General features: G+C 67.8%; 21 protein-coding genes and 1 tRNA gene. 12 read left to right on the top strand and 10 right to left on the bottom strand.

Translation table 11 applies throughout. The features are described from left to right. Window positions 1–23: 23 nt before the first annotated feature. Window positions 24–1,178 carry a hypothetical protein gene (locus tag ACJH6J_RS17825; RefSeq protein ID WP_346416908.1) on the bottom strand — a complete coding sequence of 385 codons (1,155 nt, stop codon included), beginning with the start codon at window positions 1,176–1,178 and terminating at the stop codon, window positions 24–26. Beyond that, window positions 1,171–2,097, bottom strand: coding sequence for a metal-dependent hydrolase (locus tag ACJH6J_RS17820; RefSeq protein ID WP_212812548.1), 927 nt, complete (start codon window positions 2,095–2,097; stop codon window positions 1,171–1,173). Before ACJH6J_RS17820 ends, ACJH6J_RS17825 begins: the two co-directional genes overlap by 8 nt. Before the next feature lie 109 nt (window positions 2,098–2,206). Here ACJH6J_RS17820 and ACJH6J_RS17815 point away from each other — a divergent pair, with 109 nt between their 5' ends. Further along, the gene (locus ACJH6J_RS17815; protein ID WP_318986551.1) at window positions 2,207–2,821 is read left to right on the top strand and encodes a TetR/AcrR family transcriptional regulator; all 615 of its coding nucleotides are present in this window, start codon (window positions 2,207–2,209) and stop codon (window positions 2,819–2,821) included. 45 nt (window positions 2,822–2,866) lie between these two features. Beyond that, complete coding sequence (locus ACJH6J_RS17810; RefSeq protein WP_212812546.1) at window positions 2,867–3,145, top strand: hypothetical protein; 279 nt, start codon at window positions 2,867–2,869, stop codon at window positions 3,143–3,145. Between the two features lie 38 nt (window positions 3,146–3,183). Here the strand turns inward: ACJH6J_RS17810 and ACJH6J_RS17805 are convergent, their stop codons facing one another. Next, window positions 3,184–3,684, bottom strand: coding sequence for a hypothetical protein (locus ACJH6J_RS17805; RefSeq protein ID WP_346416904.1), 501 nt, complete (start codon window positions 3,682–3,684; stop codon window positions 3,184–3,186). 42 nt (window positions 3,685–3,726) lie between these two features. On the opposite strand from ACJH6J_RS17805, the gene ACJH6J_RS17800 reads away from it, so the two are divergent. Beyond that, the gene (locus ACJH6J_RS17800; protein WP_406775631.1) at window positions 3,727–4,323 is read left to right on the top strand and encodes a cysteine hydrolase family protein; all 597 of its coding nucleotides are present in this window, start codon (window positions 3,727–3,729) and stop codon (window positions 4,321–4,323) included. A 27-nt stretch (window positions 4,324–4,350) separates the two neighbouring features. Next, complete coding sequence (locus ACJH6J_RS17795; RefSeq protein WP_212812542.1) at window positions 4,351–4,821, top strand: RrF2 family transcriptional regulator; 471 nt, start codon at window positions 4,351–4,353, stop codon at window positions 4,819–4,821. A gap of 127 nt (window positions 4,822–4,948) precedes the next feature. Here ACJH6J_RS17795 and ACJH6J_RS17790 read toward each other — a convergent pair whose 3' ends face one another. Further along, window positions 4,949–5,569 carry a TetR/AcrR family transcriptional regulator gene (locus tag ACJH6J_RS17790; RefSeq protein WP_406775630.1) on the bottom strand — a complete coding sequence of 207 codons (621 nt, stop codon included), beginning with the start codon at window positions 5,567–5,569 and terminating at the stop codon, window positions 4,949–4,951. 77 nt (window positions 5,570–5,646) lie between these two features. Here ACJH6J_RS17790 and ACJH6J_RS17785 point away from each other — a divergent pair, with 77 nt between their 5' ends. Both ACJH6J_RS17785 and ACJH6J_RS17780 read left to right on the top strand, forming a co-directional pair. Continuing rightward, window positions 5,647–6,537, top strand: a complete 891-nt coding sequence (locus ACJH6J_RS17785) for an alpha/beta fold hydrolase (protein ID WP_346416901.1) — start codon at window positions 5,647–5,649, stop codon at window positions 6,535–6,537. After that, complete coding sequence (locus tag ACJH6J_RS17780; protein ID WP_406801819.1) at window positions 6,537–7,193, top strand: maleylpyruvate isomerase family mycothiol-dependent enzyme; 657 nt, start codon at window positions 6,537–6,539, stop codon at window positions 7,191–7,193. Before ACJH6J_RS17785 ends, ACJH6J_RS17780 begins: the two co-directional genes overlap by 1 nt. Here the strand turns inward: ACJH6J_RS17780 and ACJH6J_RS17775 are convergent. Continuing rightward, window positions 7,165–7,554, bottom strand: coding sequence for a VOC family protein (locus ACJH6J_RS17775; protein WP_318986544.1), 390 nt, complete (start codon window positions 7,552–7,554; stop codon window positions 7,165–7,167). The two genes, ACJH6J_RS17780 and ACJH6J_RS17775, sit on opposite strands and share 29 nt — an antisense overlap. A gap of 75 nt (window positions 7,555–7,629) precedes the next feature. Between ACJH6J_RS17775 and ACJH6J_RS17770 the strand changes: the two genes are divergently transcribed. Then, window positions 7,630–8,643, top strand: a complete 1,014-nt coding sequence (locus ACJH6J_RS17770; protein WP_346416898.1) for a nitronate monooxygenase — start codon at window positions 7,630–7,632, stop codon at window positions 8,641–8,643. Between the two features lie 20 nt (window positions 8,644–8,663). Beyond that, window positions 8,664–9,161: a DUF4232 domain-containing protein gene (locus ACJH6J_RS17765; RefSeq protein WP_212812536.1), complete on the top strand. Its 498-nt coding sequence runs from the start codon at window positions 8,664–8,666 to the stop codon at window positions 9,159–9,161. On the opposite strand, the gene ACJH6J_RS17760 is transcribed toward ACJH6J_RS17765, so the two are convergent. Genes ACJH6J_RS17760 through ACJH6J_RS17750 form a run of 3 tightly spaced genes read right to left on the bottom strand, consistent with a single transcriptional unit; the run spans window position 9,148 to window position 11,995 of the window. Then, entirely contained in the window at window positions 9,148–10,029 is an 882-nt protein-coding gene (locus ACJH6J_RS17760; RefSeq protein ID WP_346416897.1) for a DUF4097 family beta strand repeat-containing protein, read from the bottom strand. The two genes, ACJH6J_RS17765 and ACJH6J_RS17760, sit on opposite strands and share 14 nt — an antisense overlap. Window positions 10,030–10,049: 20 nt before the next feature. Then, window positions 10,050–10,694, bottom strand: coding sequence for a response regulator transcription factor (locus ACJH6J_RS17755; protein ID WP_212812534.1), 645 nt, complete (start codon window positions 10,692–10,694; stop codon window positions 10,050–10,052). Beyond that, a complete protein-coding gene (locus ACJH6J_RS17750) occupies window positions 10,682–11,995 on the bottom strand; it encodes a sensor histidine kinase (RefSeq protein WP_406804292.1) in 1,314 nt (437 codons plus the stop codon). The genes ACJH6J_RS17755 and ACJH6J_RS17750 overlap by 13 nt, the downstream gene beginning before the upstream one ends. 185 nt (window positions 11,996–12,180) lie before the next feature. Between ACJH6J_RS17750 and ACJH6J_RS17745 the strand changes: the two genes are divergently transcribed. Next, window positions 12,181–13,077, top strand: a complete 897-nt coding sequence (locus ACJH6J_RS17745) for an LLM class flavin-dependent oxidoreductase (RefSeq protein WP_212812532.1) — start codon at window positions 12,181–12,183, stop codon at window positions 13,075–13,077. Then, window positions 13,074–14,321 carry an amidohydrolase gene (locus ACJH6J_RS17740; protein WP_406804291.1) on the top strand — a complete coding sequence of 416 codons (1,248 nt, stop codon included), beginning with the start codon at window positions 13,074–13,076 and terminating at the stop codon, window positions 14,319–14,321. The genes ACJH6J_RS17745 and ACJH6J_RS17740 overlap by 4 nt, the downstream gene beginning before the upstream one ends. On the opposite strand, the gene ACJH6J_RS17735 is transcribed toward ACJH6J_RS17740, so the two are convergent. Beyond that, window positions 14,261–14,752, bottom strand: coding sequence for a hypothetical protein (locus tag ACJH6J_RS17735; RefSeq protein ID WP_346416895.1), 492 nt, complete (start codon window positions 14,750–14,752; stop codon window positions 14,261–14,263). The genes ACJH6J_RS17740 and ACJH6J_RS17735 overlap by 61 nt on opposite strands. A gap of 180 nt (window positions 14,753–14,932) precedes the next feature. On the opposite strand from ACJH6J_RS17735, the gene ACJH6J_RS17730 reads away from it, so the two are divergent. Continuing rightward, on the top strand, window positions 14,933–15,574 hold the full coding sequence (locus tag ACJH6J_RS17730) for a DUF1942 domain-containing protein (RefSeq protein WP_346416894.1): 642 nt from the start codon (window positions 14,933–14,935) through the stop codon (window positions 15,572–15,574). Between the two features lie 71 nt (window positions 15,575–15,645). Here the strand turns inward: ACJH6J_RS17730 and ACJH6J_RS17725 are convergent. Next, window positions 15,646–15,718: transfer RNA gene (locus ACJH6J_RS17725), tRNA-Arg, on the bottom strand. A 146-nt stretch (window positions 15,719–15,864) separates the two neighbouring features. On the opposite strand from ACJH6J_RS17725, the gene argS reads away from it, so the two are divergent. Further along, window positions 15,865–17,517 (top strand): arginine--tRNA ligase, encoded by a 1,653-nt coding sequence (gene argS, locus ACJH6J_RS17720; protein WP_212812511.1) that lies wholly within the window; start codon window positions 15,865–15,867, stop codon window positions 17,515–17,517. The last annotated feature ends 15 nt before the right edge of the window (window positions 17,518–17,532 follow it).

Genomic DNA, 17,532 nt, shown 5'->3' with positions numbered 1-17,532 from the left:
GATTTCTCTTGGGGCCTATCGAGCTACGCCGACGCGGTAACCGGCAGCGGCGCATTGGCTTTCGCTGGTGCAACGGTGCGAACCGCGACGAGGCAGGCGATCGCGATCGCAAAGCACGCCGCCGTGTACCACAGGCTGCCGATCGGATCCCCGTGCGCGGTAACGCCGTTGACCGCGCCGAAGTAGGCGGGCAGGGCACTGAGCCAGAGCGCCGCCATGACGACCAGGTAGGCGACGGCGTAGCCGATCAGCCATGGCGGGCTCACGTAGCGCGGTTCGGTCGGGCTGGCGACGGTGCCGCGCAGCCGGCGCCATTGCGTCACCAGCGCCCAGACCGCCACGGCGCACACCGCCACGAGTTCCGCCGCGTAGGCAATACCGCCCGCGGTGCTGCTGCCGGTGACGCCGCCGATCACGGTCGCGGGCAGCGGCAGGATCGCGGTACCCAGTGAAGCCAACACCCCGGCAACCACAGTGCGCCAGACGATTTCGAAACCGGTGAAGCGGCGGCCCCGATCAGCGTGCCGGCCCACGAAGAACTGCACACAGAGCGCCAGCGACATCGGCCACAGCGCGGCGAAGACGACGACGCTGGGCAGCGGTACGGAGTCGAACATCGGCTGGTTCATCGGGTTGTGCACCGACCATTCCCACCACCGCAGCTGCGGGCCCAGATGGTCGAAGATCTCGTAGAACGCGTGGTGGACGAACCCGACGCAGACGGCGCCGACCAGGGTGCCGTACCGCCGGAAAACCCCTAGGCTGCGCACGATTTCGAAGGCGACGGTCGCCATCATCGGGTAGATCGCGACGATGTACAGCGGCAGCCGGCCCCACAGGAAGTCCAACGTGAACACGTTGTGCGCGAACATGGTGTCGACGCGGTCGGCGATGCCGAAGGCTGCGGGGAAGTACAGCGGCGGCTCGATGATCAGCAGGTAGGCGACGGCGCCGAACCACAGGGCGATGTTGGTGGCGTCACCGTGGCGGCGCAGCCGGATGATCGCGTAGACCAGGGTCAGCACCGCGCCGGTGATCACCGTCAACTCCAGGACCGGCAGGGTCCAGTTCTCCAGCTGCAGGGGATTGCGGACCTCGAGCAGGCCGCCGGCCGTGTCGCAGGAAAAGCCAAGGCGCCCGGCGAGATCGGCGAACGTCGGGGAACACAGGTCAGACATGGGCGCTCTGCTTTCCGGCGGTGTACCAGTGGGTGACGTCGTAGCCGGCGTCGTAGCGATCGAACCATTCGGCCGCGAGTGCGGGCAGCTTCTCGTGCTCCGGGTTGTGGCCCGGAATCTGGCTGCGGACGATGCCTGACAGCGCCACCAATTGCTCGCGGACCGGCAGGTCGTGGAACGCGCTCGTGAACGGCCCGAAGTCCGGGATGCGGCCCAGCTTCTTCAGGATCGTGTTCTTGCGGCGCTCGAGCGCGAACGCCGACAGCGCGTCGACCTTGCGGACTTCCAGCGGCAGATGCTTGTTGAACCCGTTGCACGCCATCCGCACGCAATCCATCACGTGCTTGAAGATCGACGGCGCCACCCGCATGCGGTACCACGGATCGTCGACCAGGCCGTTGTAGATGATGAGCGCCGAGCTCCGGTGCTCGACCTCTTCGACGAAGTGCCACAAGAACAGTGACGCGACGCGGTCGTCGCCTGGCGCGAACAACGTGTCGTCGTGGTCGAGCATCAATTTGAAGACCGGCGTGAACGTCGCCTCCAGGTCGGCGGTGTAGGCCAGCCGATATTTGAGGGGCTTGTTGGCGACGAGGTCGTCGAACGCGGCGATCACCTCGTCGAGGGTCTCCTTGAGCTCCGGGTGGGCCTTGATGAGGCCGCGCGCATGGGCCCGGTGGGCCATCGAATGCTGCCCCTCCTGGCGGACGAAGGCGTCGGCCTCTTCGGCGATCACCGGGTCGGTCAGCAGTGGCTTGGCCTCGGCCATGGTGCTGACGATCATCTTCTCGAACGCAATCGCCAAGAAGGACACGGCATTTGCCATTGCGGAGAACGCGGGGTTGGTCTCGTTCCAGAGGAAGGGCACGGGGTGGTCCGCGAAAGCGAACCGCATCTTGCGGACCTGGAGATCGGTCACTGGGCACCTCGATCAGTAATCATACAAACTATGTCGCCTGTGTATGGTTACAGTGTTGGCGAACATCCGTCAATGCCCGGCGCGGTGCCGGCCGTGTACCGTCCGGCGGATGGCACGCAAACGTCGCGGTTGGGGAGGGGAGCCGCCCGCCGATGACGACGAGGCGACCCGCCGCATCGTCGCCGCGGCAGTCGAGCTGCTCGCGACCACGGGCACCGCGATCACGATCGCCGACGTCGCCGAATCGCTCGGCGTCATCCGCCAGACGGTGTACCGGTACTTCCCGACGGCCGACGAGTTGATGCGCGCCGCCGCCATCGCCTCGGTCGCAGGCTTTTTGGATCAGCTCAGCGAGCACGTGCGGGGGATTCACGATCCCGCCGACGCGATGACCGAAGGCGTGCTCTACACACTCGACGCCGTGGCCCGGACACCGCACCTCGGCATCCTGATGTCGGCGCCGTACGTCAGCGCGCACAGCAGTGACATGGCGTCTGCCGAGGCGCAGGACTTCGGCATGCAGATGATCACCCGGTTCGACGTCGACTGGGCGAGCTACGGATACGACGACGCGGCGCTGCGCGAGCTGGTCGAATTCACGCTGCGCATCATGCTGTCCTACTTCCTCGCGCCGGCAGGGGACGGGCGCACTCCCGACGAGTTGCGGGCGTTCATCCGGCGGTGGCTGGGCGCGGCGATCCTGGGGCAGGAATCGGCCCGCTGATCGATCGGTGGCGATAACAGCCGGTCAGGGCTAGTTTGTGTTCGTATGCGTACTCATCTGTCCACTCGTCGTCTGATGGCCGCGGCCGGCGGCGCCGCCCTCCTTGCCATGGGCGTGCTCACCGCGGGCTGTAGCAACAACGGCGGGCAGTCGCCGTCGACCACCACCACAACGACGACGACCTCGTCGCCGTCTCCATCGGCGACGCCGACGGAGAAGAGCATCAGCCCCACCGGAGGCAACCTGTTCAGTCCGGCTGTCACCGCGCCGGGCGCACCGAGCGTCGCACCCGGTCTGCATCCGGGTCTCAACGGCAACAACTAGCCTCGGGCGGGGGACGTCGAAAGCGATTCCCGCCGAAGCTAATTCGTCGGCAGGGTGGGCGGCCCGGCCGGCGCCGGATCGTTGCCGACGTTCGGGCACGCGACTTTGAGCTGGTGCACGAGCGTCGTCATCGGGTGGTATCCATCCATGAAGGTCTGGTCGGGACGCCAGTCCGGTGGGGCACTCGGCCTGCCCCGACTGACCATGTCGAGTTTGTCTGCCAGTGCGGTTACCTTGTCACGCAAGGTCATATCGGTGATCGAGGCCGCGTCACTGCGCACTGCGGCCGCCGCGGTGGCAGAGTCACGGGCAATGGCGGCGGCATCGGCGGAGCGGGTCAGTCCGAACTGAATGGCGGGCAAAGCCTCTGACCAATGCCGCACTGCTTGGTCGACCTGCCGGCAGTCGGCGCTGGCCTCTTGCTGCGGCGGTGCACTCGAACTGTCCGCTTTGTTGATGGCGATGAGAACCAAGATCGGCACGGTGACAGCCAGCAGCGCCAGCAGGATCTTCGGCCTCGACCAGTCCGGTAGCCCCACCAATTCAGCCTAACTGCCACCGCACGCCACTAGGCTCACAACATGACTCGCCCCACCCTGCGTGAATTGTCCAGCCTGCCTGTCGAACCGGTCGGCCTCGCGGACTCGACCCTGGTTCTGATCGACTGCCAGAACACCTACACGCAAGGGGTGATGGAGCTCGAGGGTGTGCAGGACGCTCTCGATGAGACTGCCGCACTGCTCGACCGTGCCCGCACGGCCGGCATCCCCGTCATCCACATCCAGCACGACGATGGGCCGGGCTCGCTGTACGACATCGGGGGCGAGTCCGGTGCGATCGTCGACCGGGTGGCGCCGCGCGGCGACGAGCCGGTGATCGTCAAGCAGTTCCCGAACTCGTTCGTGCAGACCGATCTCGATGAGCGGCTCAAGGCGTTGGGCGCGTCGAACCTGGTGCTCGCCGGCTTCATGACGCACATGTGCGTGAATTCCACCGCCCGTGGCGCGTTCAGCCTCGGGTACGCGCCGACGGTCGTGGCCGCCGCGACGGCGACGCGCACCCTGGCCGGGCCCGACGGTCAGGCGGTGCCGGCCGCGGCGCTGCAGGCGGCGAGCCTCGCCGGCCTGGCCGATCTGGTGGCGGTGGTCGCGCCCAACGTCGCAGCTATTCCGGACTAATCCGGCCCGGAATGGCATGATTGGCTGATGCGGATGTCAGCCAAGGCGGAGTACGCCGTCCGCGCCATGGTCGAACTGGCCGCCGCCGACGCCGGTGCGCTGGTCAAGACCGAGGACCTGGCCAAGGCGCAGGGCATCCCCGCGCAGTTCCTGGTCGACATCCTGACCAACCTGCGCACCGACCGTCTGGTGCGCAGCCACCGCGGCCGCGACGGCGGCTACGAGCTGGCCCGGCCGGCCGCGGACATCAGCATCGCCGACGTCCTGCGTTGCATCGACGGCCCGCTGGCGAGCGTCCGCGACATCGGACTCGGCGATCTGCCGTACTCCGGGCCGACGGCCGCCCTCACCGATGTGTGGCGCGCCCTGCGCGCCAGCATGCGCTCGGTGCTGGAACAGACCAGCCTCGCCGACGTGGCCACGGGCAAGCTTCCAGACCACGTCAGCACGCTGGCAGGTGACTACCGCACCCAGGAAGCCCGCCGCGGCCACAGCTAGCCCCCATTTACAACTAGCCCTCATTGCCGCTACAGCTAGTCCTCATTGCCGCGAGCGGCCGTGTTTGTACGCCGACACACCGTGATTCGCGTGCAGTTACGTCGCGCTCGCGGCGGATGAGCGGCCGCTACCTGCCCGCCGCCGCGATGCCCGCGATCAGCATCCGCAGCCCGCCGTCGAAGTCGTCCTCGACCGACACGGTCGCGGCCACCTCGGACAGTGCGGCGATGTGCGGGTACCGGACTCCGGCTGCCGACCCGATCCGGGCCGCAGTCTCGGCGGCGTCGCCCGAGAACGGCCCGGCCAGCTGGGCCTGAGCCGAGCCGGTCACCAATCCCAGCACCGCGTGAAACGCGGACAGCCTGGCAGCGTCGGACAGGCCGGCCCGCTCGAGCGCGCCGACGAGCGCGTCGGCGGCAGCGAACCCCGTGGCCGACGCCATTCGCCGGGTCAGGACGAGGGGGATGGCGGCCGGGTGGGCCCGCACGCCGCGCCACACCGCGGACGCCGTTGCATGGACATCAGCGGCCCAGTCGTCGGTGGGTTCGGGCACCTCGATCCCGGCGGACACCGCGGCGACGACGAGTTCTTCCAGGCCCTCTTTGTCGGCGACGTAGTTGTACATCGTCATCGGCCCCGTGCCGAGTGCCGCGGCCAGGGACCGCATGCTGAGCGCCGCCAAACCGGATTCGTCGACGATTCGCAGTGCAGCGGAAGCGATTTCGTCCGTGGTGAACCGTGCGCGCATGAGCACCCCCTTGACGAGTACGTCGTACGTGTTGAAGTGTAGACGATACGTACAGCGTACTTATGTGAGGAGTTCAGATGACATCAGCGATCCCGGTCGAGCAGTTGCACTTCGTCAGCGGTGGAGACCGTTGCGCCGCGTGGCTCACGTTGCCGTCGACCCCTGGTCCGCATCCCGCCGTCGTCCTGGTGCACGGTCTCGGCGCCACCCGCGACATGATGCTGTCGCAGTACGAACAGCATTTCGCCGCCGCGGGCATTGCCACCTTGTCCTTCGACTACCGGTTCAACGGGGCCTCCGAAGGCGAACCGCGGCAACATATTTCGATTCCTGAACAATGCCGGGACGTCGACGCCGCAATCGATTACCTACAGCGGCACCCGCAAGTCGACGCCGACCGCATCGGCTTGTGGGGCACGAGCCTCGGCGGCATGAACGTGGTGCGGGTGGCCGGCAGCCGCACCGACATCGCCGCCGCGGTGGTGCAATGTCCCATCACTCACGGGCCGGCATCGGCCCGCAGCGTCGGCATCCGGGGTGCGCTGCGGCTGACACCGGCGATCGTCCACGACGCGGTGCGTGCGCTTCTCCGGCGCGGACGTCGCTACGTGCCCATCGTGGGACAGCCCGGGACCGACGCGCTCGTGACGGTGCCCGGAGCCGAGAACGGGTGGCGGTCGACGGTGCCGGCCGGCACCGCGTTCGACAATCGGATCACCGCGGTCGACGCCGCGCTGCTGATCACGAGATCGGCGCTGCGCCATGCCGCGACGGTCCAGGCGCCCCTCCTGGTGTGCGTCTGCGATGACGAGACGCTGATGGATCCGCGGTACGCCCAAGCGGTGGCCGAGCGAGCGCCGCGCGGGATCGCGCGGCACTACGCATCCGACCATTTCGCGATCTACCACCCGCCGCTGGTGCGGCGAGTACTCGACGATCAGCTCGCCTTCCTGACGGAGCACCTCTGATGTCCGCGCGTGATGCGTTGCGCGCCAACGACGAACGATTCGCCGACGTCGTTGCCGGCCTGACGCCGCAAGAATGGGCCGCACCGAGCCTGTGTGTGGAGTGGAGCAACCGCGACGTGCTGGGACATCTGGTGGTCGGATGCAGTCATCCCGTCGGCGCGTTCGTGGGGGAGATGATCCGGCACCGCGACTTCGACCGCGCCAACACCGCCACTGCCACCGAACGCGCACGGGGCCGCAGCGCCGAACGCCTGCTGGACGATTTCCGAGCCGTCAGCGCCCGTCCCGCCGGCGTCGGCCGATACTTTCCGGCCCGGCTACTGCTGGGCGACCACATCACCCACGAGCTGGACATCCTGTTCGCCGTCGGCCGGGAACCGGACATCCCGGCCCACCTGCTCAACGCGGTCCTGGACACCCAAGTCGCCTTCCCCAACCCGTTCGTCCCCGCATACCGCAACAGCCGGGGTCTTCAGCTCAGCGCCGTCGACACCGGCTGGCGTCACGGCACGACCGGGCCGGCGGTGGAGGGCACGGCCGCCGAGCTGATCTCGGTGCTCGGCAACCGGCCGAAGGTGTTGCCCCGGTTGCGTGGCCCGGGCGCCGTGACACTGGCGGACCGGGTGCTCAGCCGCCTGAGCCGTACGGCCGGGTGATGATCTCCAGGTAATGCCCGCTGGGATCCTGGAAGTAGACGCCCCGGCCACCGTCGTTGCGATTGATCTCGCCGGGATGCTGGCCGCGCGGATCGGCCCAATGTTGCAGTCCGCGTTCGCGAATCCGGCCGTAGATCGCGGTGAACTCATCCTCGGACACCAGGAACGCGTAATGCTGCGGGACGACGTTTGTCCCCTCTGGGACCTGGGCGAAATCCAAGCTGACGCCGTGGTTCAGTTCGACGGCGAGGAATGGCCCGCCTTCTTGGGCGGGAGGCAAACCGAAGAGCTCGGTGAAGAAGGTGGCCGCGGCCGAGCGGTCGGTCGAGTGGACGATGGTGTGGTTGAAGGTGATGGCCATATTCCTCCGTTCTACCCGTTCACGAGCGTCGCGTCACTGCCGCGGTGTGCGGCCCCTGCCTGTCATGATCTAAGTATGGCGTTCGACCTGCGTGAGCTGGCAGTTCCGGTGATTGTCGCGCCGATGGCCGGTGGGCCATCGACGCCCGAGCTGGCCGCTGCGGGGTCGGCGGCCGGTGGCCTGGGATTCGTGGCAGCCGGCTACCTGACGGCGCAGACGCTGGCCGACCGCATCACCGCCGCACGCGCGCTGACCACCGGCCCGCTGGGCGTGAATCTCTTTGCCTCGCAGCCCAGTACCGCACAGCCCCGCGAGATCGAGCGGTACGCGACCGAACTCGCTGCCGAAGCCACCCGCTACGGGGCGGCGCTCGGCGATGCGACATTCAACGATGACGACTGGGCGGCCAAGCTCGACGTCGTCGCCGACCTGCGGCCCGACGTCGTGTCCTTCACCTTCGGCGGGCCCACCGCCGACGAGTGCGCGCGGTTGCGGCAGGCCGGTATCACCACCGTCGCAACGGTCACCACCGCGGACGAAGCCGCGCAGGCCGCAACCACTGGGGTGGACGCCCTCGCCGTGCAGGGCCCCGGCGCCGGCGGCCACCGCGGCACCTACGATCCGCTGGCCGCGCCCGCCACGCAGCCACTCACCGAACTGCTGGCCGACGTACTCGCCACCACCGAACTGCCCGTCGTCGCCGCGGGCGGCCTGATGACCGGCGACGACGTCGCCGCCGTGATCGCCGCCGGTGCCGTGGCCGCACAACTCGGCACGGCATTTCTGCTCGCCGAGGAGTCTGGCTCCAGCCCGGTGCACCGCGCCGCACTCGTCGATCCACGGTTCACCGAAACCGTTGTCACCAAAGCCTTCTCGGGACGGTACGCCCGCGGGCTGCGCAACCGGTTCATCGACGAACACGACGAGCAGGCGCCGCTGGGCTATCCCGAGGTGCATTACCTCACCAGCCCGCTGCGCAAGGCGGCGGTGGCAGCCGGCGACCCGGACGGGACAAACGTCTGGGCGGGCACCGGATTCCGGAAAATCCGGTCGGGTTCGGTCGCCGACATCATGGCCGGGCTCGCGTGAGCATCGGGAAAGGAGCAGGCATGCGAACCGTTGTCGCGATCCCGTTGGCGGTGGCCTGCGCCTGGCCGATCACGGTCGCTCATGCCGACCCCGTCCAGGTACCGCGCTGTGCCACTGCGCAACTGACACCGAGCCTCGGCCCGCCCGACGGTGCCGCCGGGACGACGTTCTATCCGGTGATCCTGAAGAACTCCGGGGACGCCCCGTGCAGCATGTCGGGTTATCCGGCGGTGTCGTTCATTGCCGGCTCCGACAACCATGTGGTCGGCGTGGCCGCCAGTCAGGATGCGGAGACCGTCATCGGTGTCGTGGTGATCGAACCCGGCCAGTCCACCGCGGCGAACCTCGGCATCGTCAACGCGGGCAACTTCCCGGCCGACTGTAATGCCGTGCCGGTCAGCGGATTGCAGGTCAACCTGCCGGGTGACACCGAGCCCATCATCATCGGCCATGCTGATACCGCTTGCGCCAGTACGGCTTACCCGACCTTGCGGGTGGGGCCGTTCACCGGCGCGTAGTGACGGTGATGCTGCCATCATCGGTCCGTGCGGTGATCTGAGCGACGGCGCGGGCCGGATCCTCGGTCTGCGGCACGCGCACCTGCGCGTGGTCGCCCGCCTGTGCCCGCACCAGGTACGGCCCACCGGTCGGCACGGTGATGTCGATGTCGGAGTCCCGGTTGGTGACCTCCACGGTGCGCGGAGCGACCTCTTTGAAGTCCACCGCGATGTGGCCATCGGTCGAGTCGGCGATGAACGCGTCGGTGACGACGATCGGCTCACGCGTCTGCACATCGCCGCTCTGGGTGTGGATCTCGATCCGGCGGGCGTTGCCACCGAGGATCACCGCGCCGTCGGTGTTGTGGACGGTCAGCTGATCCAGATCGGTCAGACTCAGCATCACGCCGACCTGCTGCTTGGTGGTGACCGAAAGCCGGTGTGCGACATCGGGAGGCAGCGTCACCATGATCTCCCCGGGCGGCCCGAAGTCGAACAGCGGCGACGGTGTGCCGGTCACCGTGAGGCTCACAGCGCCACCGTTGCGGGTGACCTTCAGGGCCTGGTGATCGTCTTTTGCGGTATTGAGCAGCCGCATCCGGACCCGTGGCTCATGGGCATTGCGGTCGCTGGCGATCCTGATGGCAGTCGGCAGATCGCCGGTGTCGATCGTCAGGGAGCTGAAATCGGCCGGCAGGGTCTCGGTTTCGGCCGCGACGCGCACCGAGCTGATGCCCCAGGCCAATCCGCCGATCCCGGCGGCCGCCGACAGCGTCACGACGAGGGCGGTCACCACCAGCAGCGAGCGCATCGCCGACCGGCCGCCCGGGGTCAGCGCGGGCGGCGTGGCGGTGTCGGCCGGCGGTGCGGTATCCAGATTCGAAGTCATGGGAAAGTCCTTTTCTCTCTTCAGGATTCGAGATAGCGCAAGACGGCGAGGACCCGCCGGTTCTCGCTGTCGTCGGGCGTCAGGTCCAGCTTGGTGAAGATCGATGCGATGTGTTTCTCGGCGGAGCCGATCGAGATGTGCAGCAGCCCTGCGATGGCCGAGTTGGTCTTGCCTTCTGCCATCAGCTGCATGACTTCCTGCTCGCGCGGGGTGAGCACGGCCAGGGTGGAGCGGCGGTGGGTGCGCACCAGGATTTGGGACACCACCTCCGGGTCCAGGACGGTGCCACCCGTCCCCACCGTGGTGACGGCGTCCAGGAATGCCGGGACGTCGGCGACGCGGTCCTTGAGCAGGTAGCCGAAACCCCTGGTATCCGAGGCGATCAGGTCAGCCGCGTACCGTTCCTCGACATAGTGCGACAGCACCAGCACCGGTGACTCGGGATTCTGGCTGCGCAGCAGCGCGGCGGCGCGGATGCCTTCGTCGGTGAAGGTCGGCGGCATCCGGACATCGACGATGACGAGGTCGGGGTTGTGCTCGTTGACGGCCCGCAGCAGCTCGGTGGCATCGGGCACCCCAGCGAGCACGTCGTGGCCGGCGTCGATCAGGATGCGCTCGATACCCGCGCGCAGCAGGGCCGAATCCTCGGCGATCACAATGCGCATGGCAGTACCGCCGTCACGGTCGTCGTTCCGGTTTCGGGGCTCGAGACGGCGAAGGTGCCCCGCGCCGCGCGCACCCGCTCACCGAGTCCGCGCAGGCCCGTCGTGTCGTCGCCGGTCGTCTGGGCCCCGCCGATACCGTCGTCGAACACCGAGATGTGGAGCTGGTCGGTGGGCTCGTGGTAGCGCACCGTGACCACGGCGTGGGTGGCCTGGGCGTGCTTGGCGATGTTGGTCAACGACTCGGCGACGACGAAGTACGCGCACGACTCCACCTCGTCGGAAAAACGTTTCGGCAGTTGCAGTTCCAGCGTCACCGGCACGCCGGCGGTTTCGGTGCGCTGCACCACCGCCGACAGTGCGGCGTCCAGGCCGCGGTCGGCCAGGATCGTCGGCGCGATGCCGCGCACCACATTTCGCAGTTCGAGGAGCGCGGCCTTGGCGTCGTCGTGTGCCTCGGCGATCAGCTTGCGGGCCTCGGGCAGATCCGAGTCGAGCTTGGTCTGGGCGAGCCCGATCGTCATGGCCAACGACACCAGCCGGGGCTGCACACTGTCGTGCAGGTCGCGTTCGATGCGGTGCCGTTCGGTGGACGCCGACGACACGGCGCCGCGACGGGCCTGGTGCAGGGCACTGACCTCATGCTGCAGCGCCGCCGTGGGCGATGCCGGCAGTAGCCACCGGTCGACGGCGGCGTCCACCCGGGGACCGAACACCAGGATGCCTGCGGCGGCGGCCAGCGCGATGATGGCCAGCAGCCAGGACAGCGGCGGGGAGATGAAGCTCAGTCCGGCAGTGGGATCGCTGTTGTGGATCGCGGTCGCCGCGGCAGGACCGAGCAGCGCGAAAGCCAGCAGGGAGAAGGCCAGCCCGACCGCGAAGATGTCGAAGACCATGCGCAGGTAGCTGTGCGCCAACACCTTCCAGAACCGGCCGCTGCTCACGTCCAGCCACAGTTGGTGGGCCCAACCTTGAAAGCCGCTGTAGGGCGTCAGCTTTCGGTAGGGGACGGCGATGCCGAAGCCGAACACCGCCTCGCTGCGCAGCCGCTCGACCCGGTCGGTGGCGCGGACGGCGTAGACGAACACCACCCCGCCGAACACCGTCCCGATCACCGAGGGGATCGAGGTGACGGCGAGGATGAGCAGGGACAGCGGTATCCAGAACCAGATCATGCCGGCGAACGCGCCGACGATCATCGACGACGTCGGGACGACACCGAGGTCTGATGCGCGCGGCACTGGCGGCGTCGTCGTCGGATGTGTCGGCTCGGCCGACGCGGGGTCTGTAGCTGTTGCGACCATGCCTCCAACTTAGGCAGCGGCGGAGCCCGAGGACACGGCGTTTTCCCGCGACATCTCTGGGGGTAAACCCCCACTGGTTCGCCCTGTACCGGGCCTTGCCGGCCCGCTCATGGCCGGAGTCCGGCCGGCCGACCCGAACCCTCGCGCTGGACGCGCATGCCAGAATCGGCTGTGTGCAGATCGGGATGACGATGCCAGTGATGGAGCCCAACCTCGATGCGGCAACGCTGACGGCGTGGGCAAGAGTGATCGACGGCGGGCCCTTCTCGTCCCTGTGCTGGGGTGAGCGCATCGCGTTCGACAATCCCGATTCCCTGACACTGCTCGGCGCCCTGGCGGCCTGGACCGACCGCGTGCGGCTCGTCACCACGGTGATCGTCCCGCAACTGCATGATCCGGTGATGCTGGCGAAAGCGCTTGCCACGGGCGACATGCTCAGCGGTGGACGGCTGACGGTCGGCCTCGGCGTCGGGGGACGGCACGAGGACTACAACGCCGTCGGTGCCGACCCGAAGACCCAGACCATGCGCGGCATGGCCGAGCGGGTCGCGCTGATGAAGCGCGTCTGGGCGGGGGAGAAGCTCACCGAATCCGTGCTGCCCGTCGGCCCCGAGGCCGTCCAACCGGGTGGCCCCCGATTGCTGGTCGGCACCATCGGTCCGAAAACCATACGCAGCGCGGCCAATTGGGCGGACGGCGTGGCCGGTACCACGCTGGACCTCAACGTGGAGCGTGAGAGCGAACTGTTCGACGTCGCCCGGGAGGCGTGGGCCGAGGCGGGAAAACCCAAGCCGCACTTGGCCACGTCGTTCTGGTTCGCCCTCGGGGAGAAGGACGAAGCGCGCAACCAGGTGCACCGGCACCTGCGCCGGTACATGAACTGGATTCCCGAGGAGTACGTCGACGCGATGGCGCCCACCACGGGCTGGGCCGGCACGGAGGACGAATTGCTCGACGTGCTGCAGAAATTCGATGACATCGGCACCGACGAGGTGCATCTAATCCCCACCAGTTCGGACATCGACCAGCTGCGCCGGGTGGCCGACGTGGTCAAGGACTTCACCGGAGAGGCAGCGCTATGAGTCGTGCGACGGACGTGCTGGCCGGCTTGCCCGAGGTGCGGGTGTGGCAGGAAAACCTGTACCGGGACCTGCACGAGCACCCGGAACTGTCACATCAGGAACATCGCACCGCAAAGCTGGTGTCGGACAAGCTGAACGAGCTCGGCTATGAAGTGACAGACGGAATCGGCGGCACCGGCGTGGTGGGCATTCTGCGCAACGGTGACGGTGCGTCTGTCCTCATGCGCGCCGACATGGACGCGCTCCCCGTCGCCGAGGCCACCGGGCTGCCCTACGCCAGCACGGTGCGCGGCGCCGACGCCGCCGGCAAGGACGTGCCCGTCATGCACGCGTGCGGCCACGACACCCACGTCACCTGCCTGCTCGGTGCGGCCGCGCTGCTGGCCGACGGGCGAGATCACTGGCAGGGCACCGCGATTGCGTTGTTCCAGCCGGCCGAAGAGGTCGGCGGCGGTGCCGCCGGCATGGTCGCCGACGGGCTGGCGGACGTCGTCGGCAATGTCGATGTGGCGCTGGGTCAGCACGTCGCTCCGGCTCCGGCCGGATACGTCGGCACCCGCAGCGGGCCGGTGATGGCCGCGGCCGACAGCATCCGCGTGACGGTCTACGGCCGCGGCGGCCACGGGTCCATGCCCAACGCCACCATCGATCCCGTTGTGCTGGCCGCGATGATCGTGATCCGGCTCCAGACCATCGTGTCGCGCGAGGTCGCGCCGACCGAGACCGTCGTACTCACCGTCGGCAGCATCAATTCGGGCACCAAGAGCAACATCATCGGTGACCACGCCGTGCTGGAACTGAATCTGCGCACCTACGACGAGGCGGTGCGCACCGCCGTCATCGCGGCCATCAAGCGCATCGTCATCGCCGAGTGCCAGGCGTCGGATTCACCGAAGGAGCCGGAATTCGAGTTCTACGACCAGTTTCCGGTCACCGACAACGACGAAGCCGCCACCGCCCGGGTGCACGACGCGTTCGTCGAACAGTTCGGCGACCGCGTGCTGGCCATCCCGCAGGCCTCCGCGAGTGAGGATTTCAGCGACATCCCGCGCGCGCTCGGCGTGCCGTACACCTATTGGATGTTCGGCGGCATCGATGCCGCCGAATTCAGCCGTGCTGCCGAAGCCGGCCGGATCAGTCAGGACATCCCGGTGAACCACTCGCCGACGTTCGGCCCGGTGATTCAGCCGACGCTCGACACCGGCACCGAGGCGCTCGTGGTCGCCGCGTTATCCTGGCTGTAGCCCTTTGGGCGGTAGGCGATTTCGAAGAGGCACGCCGCCAGGACACACAGTGCGATGGCTTCGATCATCTGGATGATGAGCATCGTCCACGTGGTGTGGGCGACGGCGACGAAGAACTGCATGTTGGGGATGACGACGAACAGGCCGCCCCAGATGCCCCACCAGGCGGCCTTGCCCAGCCCACGGCCCGGGTACAGCCGCAGGAACAGGAAGCACAGCATCGTCAGCTGCAGGACGTACGTGAACCCGAGAAACGGGAACAGGTCCATGATTTCGGCGAGCGGGCGCTGCGGGTAGTCGGCCGCCGGGTAGCTGTTGCCGAAGAGTGCCGGTCCTGCGGTCTTGTGGAAGACGACGTCGAGGATGAACGTCAGAATCGATACCGGTAGCGCCACCGCCAAGAAGCGTCCCCACCCGAATTGCTTGCCCATGACATCCTTCCGATCTCGAGATTCGGCTTGTTCCTATCCCGCTCGGGCACACAGCGGATGCCGGTGTCCCGGCAGCCGGGCACTGAACGTCCGAATGATCTGCGCGAAGTTGCGTTTGACCAGCGGTTCGGCGGGTAACCTCCGCGTTGGACACTGCCTCGGTGTGGGACGGGAGTAACGGTGAAGATCAAACTTGTGGCGCCCGTGGGGATCGCCGCGATCGTGTTCGGTATGGCCGGCATGACGGCAGGCTCTGCTTCGGCGGCCAACAACATCAAGCCGTTCGGACAGCAGGAGACGCTGAACGAGATCGGCTACACGGTCAAGGGCCTGAAGCCGAGTTCGGACCCCGTGCCGCACAACGGCCAGCTCTACTCGGCGACCGTGACCGTCGAAGGGGTGGGCGGCTGGGCCAACCCGATCACCGCGTTCTTCAACGCCCGGGCCGAGAGCGGGGCGAACTACCGCGTGATCGGTGGCGGTCTGCCGTCGGCACCGCCCGGCGGGACGTCGACCGGCAAGCTCTACTTCGACGTCGTCGGCGACGTGCCCAACAGCGTCGTCTACAACGACGGTATGCAGGACCTGTTGGTCTGGGTGCCGCGCGGTCCCGCGGGCGATGCATCTGAGGATGTTTCCGACACCCCCGTCGGCACCAGCGAGATCATCAGTACCCCACCCGCGGAGAGTGCACCGCCTGCGGAGGGGACGCCGACCGGGGGCAACCTGTTCACGCCTGAAGTCATGGCGCCGCCGCCGTTCGAGCTCTCCGAGTCGGACGTGGCGTCTCCGGGGTACAACTCGGGTAGCGGCCGTCGCTGAGCACTCTGATTGCGGTCGGGGGTGCTTGGGCCGGCAAGACGTGCGGAACCGCACGTAAATGTTTGATTGGGTGCCCCCGGCAGGATTCGAACCTGCGGCCTTCTGCTCCGGAGGCAGACGCTCTATCCCCTGAGCTACGGGGGCGCTTGATGCTGGCGAGCCAGCGGCGCCGTTGGGCGATCACAGACTAGCGCATCGGTGGCCCGCCTCCCGAATCGGTGCGGACTGCCTACCGACCAGCAGGTGACCGATGACAAGCCTGAGCAGCTCAGCCCATAGGATGGACCCCCGTGACCCCCGCCGATCTGGCTGAACTGCTCAAGAACACCGCCGCCGTGGTCCTGGTCGAACACGACCTGGACATCGCCGCGCTGCCCGAAACAGTGGCCATCGAGCGTCCGCGCAACCCCGAGCACGGTGATTACGCGACCAACCTGGCGCTGCAGCTGGGCAAGAAGGTCGGCGTCAACCCACGTGACCTGGCCGAATGGCTCGCAGAGCGGCTGAACGACGCCGACGGTATCGCCGACGCCACCGTTGCCGGTCCCGGCTTCGTGAACCTGCGCATCGAGGCGTCCGCGCAGAGTGTCGTCATTCTCAACGTGTTGGGCGCCGGCGACCGCTACGGCACCTCCGAGGAGCTCAAGGGCCGCCACATCAACCTGGAGTTCGTCTCGGCGAACCCGACCGGACCCATCCACATCGGCGGCACCCGCTGGGCCGCCGTCGGTGACGCGTTGGGCCGCCTGCTGGCCACGCAGGACGCCACCGTCGTCCGCGAGTACTACTTCAACGACCACGGCGGGCAGATCGACCGCTTCGCCCGCTCGCTGGTCGCGGCGGCCAAGGGCGAGCCGGCCCCGGAGGACGGCTACGGCGGCGACTACATCAAGGACATCGCCGCCGACGTCGTGGCCAAGCGGCCCGACGCGCTGAGCCTGCCCGCCGACGAGTGTCAGGAAGTCTTCCGCGAGCTCGGCGTGGACCTGATGTTCGGCCAGATCAAGCAGTCGCTGCACGACTTCGGCACCGACTTCGACGTCTACACCCACGAAGACTCGATGCACACCTCGGGCCGGGTGCAACAGGCCATCGACAAGCTGCGTGACAACGGCTCGATCTACGAGCAGGACGGCGCAATCTGGTTGCGCACCACCGACTTCGGTGACGACAAGGACCGCGTCGTCATCAAGAGCGACGGCAACCCGGCATACGTCGCCGGTGACATCGCGTACTACCTGGACAAGCGCCAGCGCGGTTTCGACCTGTGCATCTACATGCTCGGCGCCGACCACCACGGCTACATCGGCCGTCTCAAGGCCGTCGCCGCCGCGCTCGGCGAGGACCCGGCCACCGTCGAGGTGCTGATCGGCCAGATGGTCAACCTGCTCAAGGACGGCCAGCCGATGCGCATGAGCAAGCGCGCCGGCACCGTGATCACCCTCGAGGACCTGGTCGACGCCATCGGCGTGGACGCGGCGCGCTACGTACTGATCCGGTCGTCGGTGAACAGCCCCATCGACATCGACCTGGGGTTGTGGGCCAGCGCGTCCAACGAAAACCCGGTCTACTACGTGCAATACGCGCACGCGCGGCTGTCGGCCCTGGCGCGCAACGCGGCCGACCTCGGCCTGCAGTCCGACCTCGGTCACCTCGACCTGCTCAGCCACGATCGCGAAGCCACGCTGATGCGCACCATCGGCGAGTTCCCGCGGGTCCTCAAAACCGCTGCGGCCCTCCGGGAACCGCACCGTGTGTGCCGCTACCTGGAAGACCTGGCCGGTGACTACCACCGGTTCTACGACTCCTGCCGCGTGCTCCCGATGGGCGACGAAGAGCACAGCGACCTGCACCGGGCGCGCCTGGCGCTGTGCGCGGCCACCCGCCAGGTCATCGCCAACGGTCTGCAGATCCTCGGCGTGAGCGCTCCGGAGCGGATGTGAGCGGGCAACCGACCG

This window comes from Mycobacterium sp. SMC-18 (assembly GCF_045310895.1).
In the GTDB taxonomy this organism is placed as follows: Bacteria; Actinomycetota; Actinomycetes; order Mycobacteriales; family Mycobacteriaceae; genus Mycobacterium.
Note: the sequence above shows the minus strand (reverse complement) of the source record. Positions and strands in the feature narration are given on the sequence as shown.